This is a genomic window from Ruegeria arenilitoris (genome assembly GCF_013035315.1).
Lineage (GTDB): Bacteria > Pseudomonadota > Alphaproteobacteria > Rhodobacterales > Rhodobacteraceae > Ruegeria > Ruegeria arenilitoris_D.
Genome location: NZ_WQHP01000001.1, coordinates 152,974 through 167,340, shown reverse-complemented (window position 1 = coordinate 167,340; position 14,367 = coordinate 152,974). Strand labels below are relative to the sequence as shown.

At 58.3% G+C, this 14,367-nt stretch carries 12 protein-coding genes and 1 tRNA gene; 6 read left to right on the top strand and 7 right to left on the bottom strand.

Translation table 11 applies throughout. The annotated features are described in order from the left end of the window. Positions 1-519: an outer membrane protein gene (locus tag GOV53_RS00815; protein WP_170424578.1), complete on the bottom strand. Its 519-nt coding sequence runs from the start codon at positions 517-519 to the stop codon at positions 1-3. Between the two features lie 416 nt (positions 520-935). On the opposite strand from GOV53_RS00815, the gene GOV53_RS00810 reads away from it, so the two are divergent. Further along, positions 936-2,480, top strand: coding sequence for a trimethylamine methyltransferase family protein (locus tag GOV53_RS00810; RefSeq protein ID WP_170463519.1), 1,545 nt, complete (start codon positions 936-938; stop codon positions 2,478-2,480). 56 nt (positions 2,481-2,536) lie between these two features. On the opposite strand, the gene GOV53_RS00805 is transcribed toward GOV53_RS00810, so the two are convergent. Together GOV53_RS00805 and GOV53_RS00800 are read right to left on the bottom strand one after the other, a co-directional pair. Next, entirely contained in the window at positions 2,537-2,782 is a 246-nt protein-coding gene (locus tag GOV53_RS00805) for a hypothetical protein (RefSeq protein ID WP_170424573.1), read from the bottom strand. Between the two features lie 546 nt (positions 2,783-3,328). Continuing rightward, positions 3,329-6,949, bottom strand: a complete 3,621-nt coding sequence (locus GOV53_RS00800; protein WP_170463517.1) for a vitamin B12-dependent ribonucleotide reductase — start codon at positions 6,947-6,949, stop codon at positions 3,329-3,331. A gap of 529 nt (positions 6,950-7,478) precedes the next feature. On the opposite strand from GOV53_RS00800, the gene GOV53_RS00795 reads away from it, so the two are divergent. Further along, entirely contained in the window at positions 7,479-7,913 is a 435-nt protein-coding gene (locus GOV53_RS00795; RefSeq protein WP_170463515.1) for a hypothetical protein, read from the top strand. A gap of 10 nt (positions 7,914-7,923) precedes the next feature. On the opposite strand, the gene GOV53_RS00790 is transcribed toward GOV53_RS00795, so the two are convergent. The 4 genes from GOV53_RS00790 to pdxH all read right to left on the bottom strand — a co-directional run bounded on the left by GOV53_RS00790 (position 7,924) and on the right by pdxH (position 9,773). Continuing rightward, a tRNA-Pro gene (locus GOV53_RS00790) sits at positions 7,924-8,000 on the bottom strand. A 43-nt stretch (positions 8,001-8,043) separates the two neighbouring features. Then, positions 8,044-8,511 (bottom strand): DUF192 domain-containing protein, encoded by a 468-nt coding sequence (locus GOV53_RS00785; RefSeq protein ID WP_170463513.1) that lies wholly within the window; start codon positions 8,509-8,511, stop codon positions 8,044-8,046. Between the two features lie 7 nt (positions 8,512-8,518). After that, complete coding sequence (locus GOV53_RS00780) at positions 8,519-9,025, bottom strand: cold-shock protein (protein WP_174823325.1); 507 nt, start codon at positions 9,023-9,025, stop codon at positions 8,519-8,521. 142 nt (positions 9,026-9,167) lie between these two features. Continuing rightward, positions 9,168-9,773 carry a pyridoxamine 5'-phosphate oxidase gene (gene pdxH, locus GOV53_RS00775; RefSeq protein WP_170463510.1) on the bottom strand — a complete coding sequence of 202 codons (606 nt, stop codon included), beginning with the start codon at positions 9,771-9,773 and terminating at the stop codon, positions 9,168-9,170. 135 nt (positions 9,774-9,908) lie between these two features. On the opposite strand from pdxH, the gene fabI reads away from it, so the two are divergent. The 4 genes from fabI (at position 9,909) to GOV53_RS00755 (ending at position 14,361) form a co-directional block, all read left to right on the top strand. Further along, a complete protein-coding gene (fabI, locus tag GOV53_RS00770) occupies positions 9,909-10,715 on the top strand; it encodes an enoyl-ACP reductase FabI (protein ID WP_170463508.1) in 807 nt (268 codons plus the stop codon). A 5-nt stretch (positions 10,716-10,720) separates the two neighbouring features. Beyond that, positions 10,721-11,230: a xanthine phosphoribosyltransferase gene (gpt, locus tag GOV53_RS00765; RefSeq protein WP_170463506.1), complete on the top strand. Its 510-nt coding sequence runs from the start codon at positions 10,721-10,723 to the stop codon at positions 11,228-11,230. Between the two features lie 30 nt (positions 11,231-11,260). Continuing rightward, positions 11,261-12,436 carry an aminotransferase gene (locus GOV53_RS00760; protein ID WP_170463505.1) on the top strand — a complete coding sequence of 392 codons (1,176 nt, stop codon included), beginning with the start codon at positions 11,261-11,263 and terminating at the stop codon, positions 12,434-12,436. Positions 12,437-12,519: 83 nt separating this feature from the next. Then, positions 12,520-14,361, top strand: coding sequence for a peptidyl-prolyl cis-trans isomerase (locus GOV53_RS00755; RefSeq protein ID WP_170463503.1), 1,842 nt, complete (start codon positions 12,520-12,522; stop codon positions 14,359-14,361). The last annotated feature ends 6 nt before the right edge of the window (positions 14,362-14,367 follow it).

Below are 14,367 nucleotides of genomic sequence, written 5' to 3'. Positions count from 1 at the left end.
TTAGAACCGGAAGGTCGTGCGCAGGTTGAACACGTTGGTGTCAACGCCGCCTTGGCTGCGTGTGACGTCGTCAAAGTTCTGGCGCAGCGCTTCACCGCTGATGACAAAACTGTCGCCAATTGGATAAGCAAGCCCGATACCATAAACGGCGGCCGTGTCACTTTCAGGTGACGCATCCAGTCGTGCCGCACCTACGACCACATAGCCAAGCGCCGGTCCGAAATCGTAGCCGCCCCGCAGTTTCAGGCGGGTCAGACTGTCGACGCTGCCTTCACCCTGCCCCAAATCCAGCGAAAGCCGGTTGTACTCCAGCTCGCCGCCCAGAACAAAGTTACCGAAGTCATAGTCATATCCGACATGAGGGCCAAAGGTTGTGTCGTCACCGCCCGAACCATTCGGGCCGTCGACATCTGCGTAGCCAAAGCTGAACCCTGCGAATGCACCGGTCCAATCCTCAGCCATAGCCGGAGCAGCGCCAATTGCCAGGCAGGTTGTTACGAGGGCCTTTAGGGCTTTCATCAACCTCTCCAAAATTGCTTGCAGCTAGCCCGATCGGGATCGGGGGTCGTCACACAATAACTGGCTTGCAATCGTTAAAATTCCATTGCGATCACGGCGCACTCTTAAATAAGTGATAGAAGCATAACAGATTTTCCGGCATTCGGGAAAAAACTTTACCTAACGGCAAGAACTGATGCGCCCAAGGCACAACACTTCGCTTTTGGACTGTCAGGTCGCAAACAGGACAGATTGTATGCCGTGGTATTGGAAGAGTACGCCTCACCAGTTGAGGACCCGCATGCAAAGTGACGTTTGGAAGATTCGCCTGATCAGCCGTACCATTGGTGCGGATCGCGGGCGTGCCGCGCGGGGGCGGCCATTTGCGGTCTGAGTACACTCACCCTGAACGTACTTTTTCGACCGGACTCTAAACTATGAACGAACAAACCCGAAATTCATCGCGTAGCGGCGGCCGTGCCGCGCGTCGTGCCGCCCGTGCCACGGCTCTGCCGGAACATCTGCGCCCTATCCGCCCCGGTATGGAAGGCGGAACGCTGAAGGTTCTCACGCAGGCTCAGATCGAACGTATTCACGAGGCCGCCCTGACCGCGCTGGAAACCATCGGTCTGGCAGACGCACCGCAAAGCGGTATCGACTATCTCGTGGCAGCAGGCTGCACACTGGGCGACGATGGACGCATCCGCTTTCCCCGCGCTTTGGTCGAAGACACCATCGCCAAGGCCAATCGCTCCATCACCCTCCACAGCCGTGACGGGAAAAACGATCTGGAGCTGTCGGGCAAGCGCGTCCACTATGGAACCGCCGGGGCCGCGGTCAGCATGGTCGACGTGCACGGTCAGGAATACCGCGACTCGACCCTTCAGGACCTGCATGACGCGTCGCGCATCTGCGAACAGCTTGAAAACATTCACTTTGTCCAGCGCCCCATGGTGTGCCGCGACATTGCGGATAACCTCGAGATGGACCTGAACACTGTCTATGCGACGACCTGCGGCACGTTCAAACACATCGGAACATCATTTACCGAGCCCAGCCACGTCGCCCCGGCGATTGAGATGCTGCACATGATCGCAGGCGGAGAGGACAAGTGGCGAGAACGGCCTTTCATGTCCAACTCGAACTGCTTTGTGGTGCCACCGATGAAATTCGCGACCGAAAGCTGCGAAGTGATGGAGGAATGCATCAAAGCCGGGATGCCAGTATTGCTGCTGTCCGCTGGCATGGCCGGAGCCACCGCACCCTCGACGGTTGCCGGGGCGATTACCCAAGCAACCGCCGAATGCCTCGCCGGTCTGGTTTATGTAAACGCCGTAAGCCCCGGTGCTCCGGCGATTTTTGGCACTTGGCCATTCGGTCTGGACCTGCGCACGGGCGCGATGTCCATTGGTTCGGGAGAGCAAGCACTGCTGACCGCAGGTTGCGCCCAGATGCACCAATTCTACGACTTGCCGGGCGGTGCCGCTGCTGGTGCCTCGGACGCGAAACTGCCCGATATGCAGGCCGGATGGGAGCAAATGTGCTCTAACGTCATGGCGGGCCTTTCCGGCCTGAACATGGTGTATGAGGCGGCCGGGATGCATGCCTCGCTGCTTGGGTTCTGTCACGAAAGCCTGATCCTCAGCGATGATCTGATCGGTCAGGCGCAGCGCTGTGTACGGGGGATCGAGGTGACGGACGAAACTCTCGCGCTGGATCAGATGGCCGAGGTGTGTCTGGGAGGACCCGGCCACTATCTTGGCACCGACGCAACCCTTAGCCGGATGCAGGCCGATTATGTCTATCCGACCTTCGGGGACCGGTCCTCGCCAAAAGAATGGGTAGAACTCGGCAAGCCGGACCTGATCGAAAAGGCGGTCAAACGGAAAGAAGCGATTCTGGCCACTCCGTCTGCGGCCCGGTTCGATCCGCTTTTGGATGCTAAGCTACGCAGTAAATTCAACATTTACTTGCCAGCGTAACCCATTGAAAATAAGCGGCCCGCTTGGGGTAGCGGGCCGCCGATGCCTTCGCGGGATCAGCCGTTGCTGGGCGGCAGCAAACCTGCTTCCTGCGCGACGGCAATTTCATCAGCGTCCAGCGACCCGTCGCCATTAGCGTCCATCGCCGAGAAACCGTCGGCGTCGACCTCGGGCAGAACGGCCTGAACCTCTTCGATGGTCAGAACCCCGTCGCCATTGGTGTCCGCCGAGGACTGAGCCGTTGCCAGCGCCGGCAGGCTGAGTGCGAATGCGGAAAGGATTGCCAAGTTTTGCGGTTTCATTGTGATGCCTCCTGAGTGATTTTCAGTGTGTGTTTTGTGTCCGGACAGGAACCAAAAACACCGCATCACGCACACTGTCACTCGCATTGAAGGCAACAGACGATTTCACGCCAATCTCCGCGTGTTTAGCCGAGTCGCGTCTGCGGCGAGTCGCTCGGCAAAATTCCCCCATCCGGTGTCGGCGGGACTCGCCCGACGGTAGATGTGCGATCCGGCAGAACTATGCCCAAACCGCCGCTCAAAGCTTGAAAAAAAGAAAGGGGGCCGAAGCCCCCTGTCAGTTTCGCCTTCCAGGCTCATTTCGTTGACCGCCCGGTGTTTTTTTGCCTGCGGCCTGGACTGCGCATGGGACGAGCGCACCCGCCCCGTGAAAGAGTGGGAGGGAGCTAATATTCCGCCCCACCCTGTTCCCGGTCGACACGGGCATGTCGACCGAGTGGAGCAAGCCGACTTTGGTAAGTCTTGGCGCCTTGCTCCGTGTTCGTCGGGATCGGAAATCCGGGGGGAGATCCTGATCCCTACACCCCGCCTGGCGGGGCGTTTGCCTTAGCTACACCCGCTGGTTGCCCCGCAGGTGTTGCATTTCATGCAGGTTCCGTTCCGTACTAGAGTGTAATTTCCGCATTCACCGCAGGGGTCGCCCTCGTAGCCCTGCATCTTGGCTTTCGTGCGGGCATCCATGCTGGTTGCTACCGCAGTTTCTGCGACCGGCGCCTCGAACTGCGCGGCGGGTTCCGCCATGCCGTTCACTTCGGCCTGACCGCCGTTGAACACCACCAGGTCTTGCGGCAGACGCTTGCGCAGGTAGCCGGTCGAACTGATTTGCTTCAGCACTTCCAGTGACTTGGAAGCCGCACTGTCGCTGATTTCCGAGACGTTCGAGACGCCTTCTTCCTCGCCCCGGCCCAGATCATCAAAGGTCGCGCCTTCGGGTTTCACATGGGCCAGATCGGTGCGGTCCAGATAGGACACGGCCAGTTCGCGGAAGATATAATCCAGGATCGACGTCGCATTCTTGATCGAGTCGTTGCCCTGTACCATCCCAGCCGGTTCGAACTTGGTGAAGGTAAAGGCATCGACGAACTCTTCCAGCGGCACACCGTATTGCAGACCAACCGAGACCGCGATGGCAAAGTTATTCATCATCGCCCGGAAGCCAGCGCCTTCCTTGTGCATGTCGATGAAGATCTCGCCCAATTTGCCATCTTCGAACTCACCGGTTCGCAGATAGACCTTGTGGCCGCCCACAATCGCCTTCTGGGTATAGCCCTTGCGGCGGTGCGGCAGTTTCTCGCGATGGCTGCGGATCATTTCTTTGACCACAACCTTCTCGATCACCTTCTCGGCCAGAACGACGGCTTTCTCTTGAGTCGATCCGCTTTCCAGCACTTCTGCTGCTTCATCGTCATCTTCGACCAGCGCCGCTGCCAGGGGCTGCGACAGTTTCGAGCCATCACGATAGAGCGCGTTGGCTTTCACACCCAACGACCAGCTGAGTTCATAGGCGTTCTGGCAATCCTCAATGGTTGCATCATTCGGCATGTTGATCGTTTTACTGATCGCACCAGAGATGAAGCTTTGCGCGGCGGCCATCATAGTGATGTGACTGTCAACACCAAGGAAACGCTTGCCTTTCTTGCCGCACGGGTTGGCGCAGTCGAAGATCGAATAGTGCTCTTCCTTCAGATGCGGCGCACCTTCCAGCGTCATGGTTCCGCAGACATGATCGTTCGCTGCGTCGATATCCGCCTTGGTAAAGCCCAGATGGCGCAGCAGGTCGAAGGTCGGGTCATTCAGCTTGGTCGCTGGGATGCCCAACACGCCGGTGCAGAAATCCTCACCCAATGTCCACTGGTTGAAGACGAACCGAATGTCGAACGCGCTTTCCAGTGCAGCGTCCACTTTCGCCAGTTCGTTCGGACCAAAGCCGTGACCGGTCAGCGAGGTGTGGTTGATCCCCGGCGCGTTGCCGATGGTGCCGTGACCAACCGCATAACCCACAATCTCTTCAATCTGAGAAGAGGAATACCCCAGCTTTTCCAGCGCCGAAGGCACGGAGCGGTTGATGATCTTGAAGTAACCGCCTCCCGCAAGCTTCTTGAACTTGACCAGAGCAAAGTCCGGCTCGATCCCGGTGGTGTCGCAATCCATCACCAGACCGATGGTGCCGGTCGGCGCGATCACGGTCGCCTGCGCATTGCGGTACCCGTTCTTTTCGCCAAGGCTCAGCGCCTCATCCCAGGCCGACATTGCCAGATCAATCAGACGCTTGTCTGGGCAGTTGCCGTGGTCCAGAGGCACCGGCTTAACGGCCAGTTTCTCATAACCCTCGGTCACACCCTGCGACGCACGGCGGTGGTTACGGATGACGCGCAGCATATGGTCGGCGTTACGCTCGTAACCCTTGAACGGGCCAAGCTCGCCTGCAATCTCGGCTGAGGTCGCATAAGCAACGCCGGTCATGATCGCAGTCAGCGCGCCACAGATCGCCCGACCCTCATCCGAGTCATAGCTGTAGCCCATGTTCATCAGCAGGCCGCCGATGTTCGCATAGCCCAGACCCAGCGTACGGAAGTCATAGGACAGTTGCGCGATTTCCTTCGATGGGAACTGCGCCATCGTCACCGAGATTTCCAGCGTCAGGGTCCACAGACGCGAGGCGTGCATGTAATCCGCGGCCTGGAACTCACCATCCTTGAGGAAGGTCAGTAGGTTCATCGACGCCAGGTTACAGGCCGTGTCATCGAGGAACATGTATTCCGAGCAAGGGTTCGAGCCGCGAATCTCACCATCTTCGGGGCATGTGTGCCATTCATTTACGGTGTCGTGGAACTGGATACCGGGATCGGCACAGGCCCAGGCAGCGTGACCGACCTTTTCCCACAGATCGCGCGCCTTGACGGTCTTGGCGACCTTGCCGTCGGTGCGGTTGATCAGTTCCCAATCGGCGTCTTTTTCGACGGCGGTCAGGAATGCATTGGTGACGCGGATCGAGTTGTTCGAGTTTTGGCCCGAGACCGAGCTATACGCTTCCGAATCCCAGTCCGTGTCATATGTCGGGAACTCGATGCTGTCGTGACCCTGCCGCGCATAGTCCAGCACGCGCTTGATGTAAGTCTCGGGGATCGCGACCTTTTTGGCTTCGCGAACCGCTTTCTTCAGGCTGTCGTTCTTGTTGGGATCATACGCGTCGTCCTGCGCGCCGTCCCAAGAGCGGATGGCCTCGAAAATGCCGTTCAGCATCTTCTCGTGCATCTTCGATCCGGCAACGATCGAGGCCACCTTCTGCTCTTCGATCACCTTCCATTCGATAAATTGCTCGATGTCCGGGTGATCTGCATCGACGATCACCATCTTTGCTGCTCGACGGGTTGTCCCGCCTGATTTGATCGCGCCAGCGGCGCGGTCGCCGATCTTGAGAAAGCCCATAAGGCCCGAGGACTTGCCGCCTCCTGACAACGCTTCGCCTTCTGCGCGCAGATGGCTGAAGTTGGTCCCGGTACCCGAGCCGTATTTGAACAGGCGCGCCTCGCGCACCCACAGATCCATAATGCCGCCTTCGTTCACCAGATCATCATCGACAGACTGGATAAAGCACGCGTGCGGCTGCGGATGTTCGTAAGCGGATTTCGACTTGGTCAGCTTGCCGGTTTTGTAGTCGACATAGTGGTGACCCTGCGCCGGGCCGTCGATTCCATAGGCCCAGTGCAGACCGGTGTTGAACCACTGCGGGCTGTTCGGCGCGGCGCGCTGGGTCGCCAGCATATAGCGCATCTCGTCGAAGTAGGCGCGCGCGTCTTCCTCGGTCGAGAAATAGCCGCCTTTCCAGCCCCAATACGCCCATGCACCCGCCAGACGGTCGAAAACCTGTTTCGAAGACGTCTCACCATCGAATTCTGCGCCATCGGCGGGGACCGAGCGCCACAGGAATTCCGGAACGTCTTTTTCTTTTACTTTCTTCAGTTTGGAGGGCACGCCTGCTTTGCGGAAGTACTTCTGCGCAATGACGTCGCTGGCCACCTGGCTCCAGCTTGAAGGGACTTCAATATTGTCCAGTCGGAAAACGATGGTTCCATCCGGGTTTCGGATTTCGGATGTTGCCGAGACAAAATCCAGCTCTGCGTAAGCATCCTGCCCCGGTTTCGTAAACTTCCTGTCAATCTTCATGTCCGCCGCCTATATTCAATTCACTTGTCCAAGGACGTCTGGTCCGGGGATACGAACCGATCGCCATGCCGTAAAATCGGGCGCAAACAGTCGGTCACTGCGTTCTGCAGCGCAAAACCGACTCAACGGTGCACGTGAGTATGATGTGCTTTCCGACCCTCGCCCTGTGCCCTGCTCTGGTTTTGCTACCAGATTTTGTGGCCACCCTTCCGGCCTATACAACTTGACGTATCCACCCATAGATCGTCAACGTCATTTTTAAGCCATTTTTGATATCTTTTGTGTTGACCCGTTTTCGAAGATGCCTAGCCAACGGCAATGCTCCGATTCCTCCACAGGTTCATCCCCTGCTTGCCACCCGCCTCGCGGGAAACCTTCAACCGAATTAACTGTTTTTCCCGGCACAGTTATCGGCATTTGGTAAACTAAGGATATGGTGAATGCGGTGGATAAGAATCACGACGCGGTTATTTTCAGATCAAACGTCGCGTAAAGGTTCAGCCGTGGTGGATTGAGGGGCACAGGACATATGGTTATCTTACGTATTCTACCGGTATTTGCCCTGATCGTGGCGTGTACACCACAATATGTGCCCCCTCCGACGCGCAGCGCGCAATTCGATATCTTCCCCCAAAAACTGTTCGAAACATTCGAAATCAGCTGCGGCGGCCCAGGCGAACAGTTTAAAAATATGGGGAATCGAATATTTGAATGCTCCGAGCTCCTGCCGCCGGACACCACGGCCTTCCTGATTCTAAATTATGACGGCTATCCGCAGGATCTGCCCAAAAGCGTGATGCGGCTGACTTCTACAAAAAACGCGCAGGGTTATCGCGTGGACGCAGACCTGTTTTTTAACGTGCCGCGCCGTACGGGACCAGCCGTCCAGGTACCAGTAGAAAGCGAAACGCTGGATAAGGCGCTTGGCGCGCTTTACCAAGCGATGGGTGGTTCACCAACGTAAATGAGAGAAGTGGTCGGGGCGGCAGGATTCGAACCTACGACCCCCTGTACCCAAAACAGGTGCGCTACCAGACTGCGCCACGCCCCGGACCGTGCGCCTTCCTAACGATGCCGACCTGATTTGAAAAGCCCTAACAGGACCAAATTGCAGGGCCAGAGGAAAAAATTTCGTGTCGCATCACCGTTCCGGGTTGGATCGCATAGCGCGCAGCCAAACCGGCGTTGATTTCCAGCACTGCAAACACGGAATCGCCGCCTTCGATCGGGGTCAGATCGCCGGGAATCGCCCCTTGGTGCACGCGCGTAACCACCCCTACCCGGTCCAGGAAAATGATGTCGAGGGGAATCAGTGTGTTCTTCATCCAGAACACCACAGGCTGCGGCGGATCGAACACGAACAACATGCCAGAACGGTTCGGAAGCGACTCACGGAACATCAGGCCCCGAGAGCGTTCCTGCGGCGTGATCGCCAATTCGATGTTGAAACGGATCTGGGCCGAGTCGTTTTTGATGTCGATCCGGTCTTGCTGACAAGCCGCCCAAGCCATTCCGGACCAAAGCAACAAAGATGCAACAAGACCCGGGAAAAGCTTAGACATCAATCACTCAGTCATCCAAGGCAGCTTCCCAGGCCAGAACCTGCGCTGCCATACGTCCACGCTTGCCGTCGATGACCCGCATCGCCAACGCCTCGCCCGGCTGTAAATCAGACAGGCCCGAGCGGCGCAGAACCTCGATGTGCAAGAATACGTCTTCGCCACGGCCGAACACATTGGCAAAGCCAAAGCCCTTGCCTTTGTCAAACCACTTGACCCGCGCGGCCTCCAGCGGGGCCGCCGCAATCTCGACCGGGTCGAGTTCGGCGAAGTCGGCCAGCATCATGGTATCGGTCCGCGCAGGGGGATCGACACTGATGACTTCGACCGCCTGGACGCCGCGGTCCGTGCGATGGGTCATGATCTCAATGCCTGCGCCATCCGCGACCGAGCTTTGGCCGAAATTGCGCAACACGTTGACATGCAACAAAATATCAGGACCGCCTTCGTCAGACACAACAAATCCGTATCCCTTTGCAGGGTCGAACCATTTCACGTGTCCACGGACGCGGTACATATTGTTCAGGTCTTCTGGCACGGTGTTCCCATCGCGAAAATTACCATTTCGTTAAGGGTCCGATGTGTATGGGAATGACACACAAATTCAAGCTGAAAAAATCTTTTCATCTCGGTCGCTTGCATTTCACGATACGCGAACGTCATGGATTCAACCTCTGTATCTGCCAGTCGGAACCCTCGTGATCCCGCTGCCAACGGAACCTATCATGCAACCGAAAGGCCCCATCGGCCCAAAATTCAATTTCAGTCGGCACAAGCCGGTATCCCCCCCAAAACGGAGGACGAGGCGGATTCGGTCCAAGCTTGGCCGTTACTTTGGCCACTTCGGCCATCAGGGCCGCCCGACTGCTGAGAGGCTGTGACTGCTTGGACGCCCAGGCCCCCAGTCGGCTTTTGAGCGAGCGTGATGCATAGTATTCATCCGCCTGCGGGCCACTTTCTTTGGTAATTGTACCACGAACCCGGATTTGCCGCCGCAGAGATTTCCAATGCATCACAAAAGCAGCCTTCCCGGCGCTGTCCAACTCGGCCGCCTTGGCGCTTTCATAGTTGGTGTAGAACACAAACGCTGCGGGTTCGATTTCTTTCAACAGAACCATACGCACATTCGGCATGCCGTCCGGGTCGACGGTTGCAAGGGCAATCGCGTTCGGATCGTTCGGTTCTTTGTCTTGGGCCTCGGCCAGCCACCGCTCCGCTATTACAAACGGATCGGCGCCGGCAAAAATGCCGTCTCGTTCGCTCATTCCCATCCCCTGGAAACCAATTACCGGTACCCTAGGGCGAGAACCTGCCACGGGCAAGAGCGCGCGGCCTTGAAGCAGCGCACCCGATGGCATAAACCATCCCAACATGACGCGAAGACAGGCGGAGAACCGAACATGGCAAATCAGTTGATGGCCGGCAAACGCGGCCTCATCATGGGACTGGCCAATGATAAATCAATCGCATGGGGAATAGCCCGCGCCTTGTCCGAATCCGGAGCAGAGCTGGCATTTTCCTACCAAGGGGACGCACTTAAGAAACGCGTGGATCCGTTGGCCGCGCAATTGGGCAGCGAAATTGTGCTGCCGTGCGACGTCAGCGACGAAGCGTCCATTGACGCTCTGTTCACCTCGCTGGAAGAGAAATGGGGCAAGCTGGACTTTATCGTCCACGCCATCGGCTTTTCCGACAAGAACGAATTGCGGGGCCGCTATGTCGACACCTCGCGCGCGAATTTCAAGCTGACCATGGATGTGTCGGTCTATTCTTTCACGGCCGTGATGCAGCGCGCCGAAAAGATGATGTCCGAGGGTGGCAGCGCAATTACGCTCACGTATTACGGTGCCGAGCAGGTGATGCCTCATTATAATGTGATGGGTGTTGCCAAAGCCGCGCTTGAAGCGTCCGTCAAATATCTGGCTGAGGATCTGGGCAAGGACGGTATCCGCGTGAACTCGATCTCGGCGGGTCCGATCAAGACCCTGGCCGCCAGCGGAATCGGCGACTTCCGGTGCATTATGAAGTGGAACGAGTATAACTCGCCCCTGCGTCGCAACGTGACCATCGACGATGTCGGCAAATCGGCACTGTATCTGTTGTCTGATCTCAGCAGCGGCGTGACCGGTGAAAACCTGCACGTGGATTCGGGGTATCATATCGTCGGCATGAAAGCCGTCGACGCCCCCGACGTGGAAAAGGGCTAAGCATCATGAGCGCGAAAGATCGTCTGCCCCACGAAAAAGGGTTTCACATCAGCTGGGATCAGATTCACCGTGATTCCCGCGCTTTGGCGTGGCGTCTGGACGGGCAAGGCCCAGATGACGGCGCATGGCGCGCGGTTGTGGCCATCACCCGTGGCGGCATGGCCCCCGCGATGATCGTCAGCCGTGAGTTGGACATTCGCACCGTCGACACGATCAGCGTGCGTTCATATCACCATCAGGAACAGGGCGAAGCCGAGGTTCTCAAGGCCCCGGATGCCGACCTGATGGGTGACGGCGAAGGTGTACTGATCATCGACGATCTGGTCGACAGCGGCAAAACGCTGGAACTGGTACGCGATCTCTACCCCAAGGCGCATTTCGCCACGGTTTACGCCAAGCCAAAAGGCCGCCCTATGGTGGACACCTTCATCACCGAGGTCAGCCAGGACACCTGGATCTTCTTCCCGTGGGATATGGCCCTTCAATATGTCGAGCCTTATCGCGGCACGGACTGACGCGCCCAATCCTCAGATCAGAGACTTCGTATGACACGGACACGCACCGCCGCCACCTTCGCCCCTCCGGTGATGGAGGCGCGGCGCTGGCTTCAGGGCGTCGATTTTCCCGACCACCAACCTCTGATCAACGTCAGTCAGGCAGCTCCGGTTGATCCGCCACCTCTGGCACTGCGCGAAGAGATCGCCCAATTTGCAATGAGCGAAGACAGCGCTCATTTATATGGGCCGGTTCTGGGCAACCCCGTTCTGCGGTCCGAGCTCGCCCGTCAGATCGGGCTGCACTACGACGCCCAGGTTGTCAGCGAACAGGTGGCGATCACCTCGGGCTGCAATCAGGCATTTGCCGCTGCAATCACCGCGATCACCGATCAAGATGATGAGGTGATCGTGCCGACGCCGTGGTACTTCAATCACAAGATGTGGTTGGATATGGCCGGGGTCCAGTCTGTTGATTTGCAGACCGATGACACTTTGCTGCCCGATCCGGCGATGGCCCGATCTCTAATCACTGAAAAAACACGCGCCATCGTTCTAGTCACTCCGAACAATCCCGGTGGTGTAGAATACCCTGCCCCACTTGTCCGCGCCTTCTTTGAGCTGGCACAAGAACACGGCATCCGGCTGATCGTCGATGAAACCTATCGGGATTTCGACAGCCGCAGCGGCCCCCCGCATGATCTGTTTTCTCAACCCGACTGGGACAAGACCCTGATCCACCTGTATTCCTTTTCCAAGGCGTACAGACTGACCGGCCACCGTGTCGGGGCGATCGCGACGAACCCGTCCCTTTTGTCCGAGATCGAGAAGTTTCTGGATACCGTCGCCATATGCCCCGGCAAGATCGGCCAGCATGCCGCGTTGTGGGGGATGCAAAACCTGTCACAGTGGCTGGCCGGAGAGCGGGACGAAATCCTCGACCGCCGCGCCGCAATCACCGAGCTTTTGCCCATCCTGACAGATAAGGGCTGGCGGCTTTTGGGGCTGGGCGCGTATTTCGCCTATTTCCAACATCCTTTCGACATTCCGTCTGATGAACTAGCCCGGCGGCTGGTGCCCGATGCGGGTATCCTGCTTTTGCCCGGCACCATGTTCATGCCGCAGGATGACCCAGACGGAAAACGTCAGGTGCGCATCGCGTTTGCCAATCTGGACCGCGCCGGAATACAGCAATTGTTCGACCGGTTGGCCGCTCTGTCCTTCTGAGCTTGCCCCCCGACCGCACGCGTCGTATTCAGGGCCGCAACCGACAGGGCAGATACCTGCCGACAAAGCACAAAGAGGGCACGATGGCCGCAGGCATGAAAAACCTATCGAAGACCTTTGTCTGGATTCTCATGGGCCTTTTGATGCTTGGCCTCGCAGGGTTCGGCGCAACAAGCCTGACCGGCACCGTTCGCACGGTCGCACAGGTCGGGAACGAGGATGTATCGGTCGAGGAATATGTGCGCGAGCTGCAGCGTGAAATCCGCGCAGTTGAACAGCAGACCGGCCAACCCCTGCAGATGTCGCAGGCGGTCGAGTTCGGCCTGGACCGTTTGGCCCTGTCACGCCTGACCGCTCTGGCCGCACTGGACAATGAGGTGGACGAGCTGGGCATCTCGATCGGTGATGAAAACCTGCAAAAGGAAATCGTCGCGATCCCGGCCTTCCAGGGCGTCAACGGCACCTTCGACCGCGAGGCCTATCAGTTCCAGCTGGATCAGATCGGCATGTCCGACTCCGAATTCGAATCGGACCTGCGCAAGGAAACATCCCGTACCATCGTGCAAAACGCGGTAGTCAGCGGCGTTCGGATGCCGGAAACCCTGACCCAGGTGCTGACCGACTACGTGGGCGCGCGGCGCAGCTTTACCGTCGCGACCGTAACTCCTGAGGCTCTGACCACGCCCATCGGAGCACCCTCCGACGCGCAGGTGCAGGGGTTCTATGACGAGAACACACAGCTGTTCACCCTGCCCCGCACCAAGAAGATCACTTATGCCATCCTGTCGCCGGAAATGCTGCTGGATCAGGTCGAAATCGATGAGGACGCGGTTCAGCGTCTGTACGATAGCCGCGCTGCTCAGTATCAGCAGCCCGAGCGTCGGCTGGTCGAACGCCTGACCTTCCCGGACGAAGAAGCCGCCCAAAGCGCCATGGCCCAGCTTGAGGTCGGTGGCACAACCTTCGAACAACTGGTCCGCGATCGTCAGCTGGAACTGAGCGACATCGACCTTGGCGATGTGACCCGCGATGACCTGGGCGAAGCTGCCGAAGGCGTCTTTGCCGCTGATCTCGACACGGTCGTTGGCCCGTTGCCGTCGACCTTCGGCCCCGCGCTGTTCCGCATCAACGGATCGCTAGCGGCCAACAACACTTCGCTGGAGGACGCGGCCCCCGAACTGCGTGAGGAACTGGCCGCCGACCGCGCCCGCCGCTTGATCGAGGCTCAGGCCGAGGACATCAATGACCTGTTGGCCGGAGGTGCGACGCTGGAAGAGCTGGTCTCGGAAACCGAGCTGGAACTGGGCCAGATTGACTGGACCGCGCAAAACGGCGAAGGCGTCGCGGCCTATGACGGGTTCCGCAGCGCTGCCGAGGCCGTTCAGGATGGTGACTTCCCCGAGGTTGCGTTCCTTGAGGATGGTTCGATCTTTGCCCTTCGCTTGAACGAAGTGTTGGAACCGCGGCCCGAACCTCTGGAAACCGCGCGCGACCGCGTGGTTGCCGCGTGGACGCTGGCGGAAACCAACAAAGCATTGGAAGAACAGGCGAATACCGTGCTGGAACAAGTGCAAACCGATGGTGACTTCACTGCCACTGGATTGCCGTTCCGCGTCGAAAACGCCCTGACCCGCACCGCGTTCCTTGAGGATGTGCCCGCCGATTTCATGACTCAGGTCTTTGAGATGGAGCAAGGAGATCTGCGCGTCATTCCGGGCTCTGGCACCGCTTTTGTCGTGCGTCTGGAAGAGCTTCTGCCGCCCGACGAAACCGACGAACTGCGTCAGGTCAAAGACGCCTTGGCCGTTCAGTTGGATCAGGCTTTGGCCCAGAACATCTTTGATGCCTTCGTCCGCGACGCGCAGGTCCGTGCCCGCCCCGTGGTGGATCAGCAGGCCCTGAATGCCGTTCAGGCGAGCTATTAAACGAGA

What these genes read in the sequence shown, in the direction of transcription:
- GOV53_RS00780 (WP_174823325.1), bottom strand. Translation starts at nt 9,025, where the DNA reads ATGTACCGCGTCCGTGGACACGTGAAATGGTTCGACCCTGCAAAGGGA.
- GOV53_RS00755 (WP_170463503.1), top strand. Translation starts at nt 12,520, where the DNA reads ATGGCCGCAGGCATGAAAAACCTATCGAAGACCTTTGTCTGGATTCTC.
- GOV53_RS00760 (WP_170463505.1), top strand. Translation starts at nt 11,261, where the DNA reads ATGACACGGACACGCACCGCCGCCACCTTCGCCCCTCCGGTGATGGAG.
- GOV53_RS00805 (WP_170424573.1), bottom strand. Translation starts at nt 2,782, where the DNA reads ATGAAACCGCAAAACTTGGCAATCCTTTCCGCATTCGCACTCAGCCTG.
- GOV53_RS00795 (WP_170463515.1), top strand. Translation starts at nt 7,479, where the DNA reads ATGGTTATCTTACGTATTCTACCGGTATTTGCCCTGATCGTGGCGTGT.
- pdxH (WP_170463510.1), bottom strand. Translation starts at nt 9,773, where the DNA reads ATGAGCGAACGAGACGGCATTTTTGCCGGCGCCGATCCGTTTGTAATA.
- fabI (WP_170463508.1), top strand. Translation starts at nt 9,909, where the DNA reads ATGGCAAATCAGTTGATGGCCGGCAAACGCGGCCTCATCATGGGACTG.
- GOV53_RS00800 (WP_170463517.1), bottom strand. Translation starts at nt 6,949, where the DNA reads ATGAAGATTGACAGGAAGTTTACGAAACCGGGGCAGGATGCTTACGCA.
- GOV53_RS00810 (WP_170463519.1), top strand. Translation starts at nt 936, where the DNA reads ATGAACGAACAAACCCGAAATTCATCGCGTAGCGGCGGCCGTGCCGCG.
- gpt (WP_170463506.1), top strand. Translation starts at nt 10,721, where the DNA reads ATGAGCGCGAAAGATCGTCTGCCCCACGAAAAAGGGTTTCACATCAGC.
- GOV53_RS00815 (WP_170424578.1), bottom strand. Translation starts at nt 519, where the DNA reads ATGAAAGCCCTAAAGGCCCTCGTAACAACCTGCCTGGCAATTGGCGCT.
- GOV53_RS00785 (WP_170463513.1), bottom strand. Translation starts at nt 8,511, where the DNA reads ATGTCTAAGCTTTTCCCGGGTCTTGTTGCATCTTTGTTGCTTTGGTCC.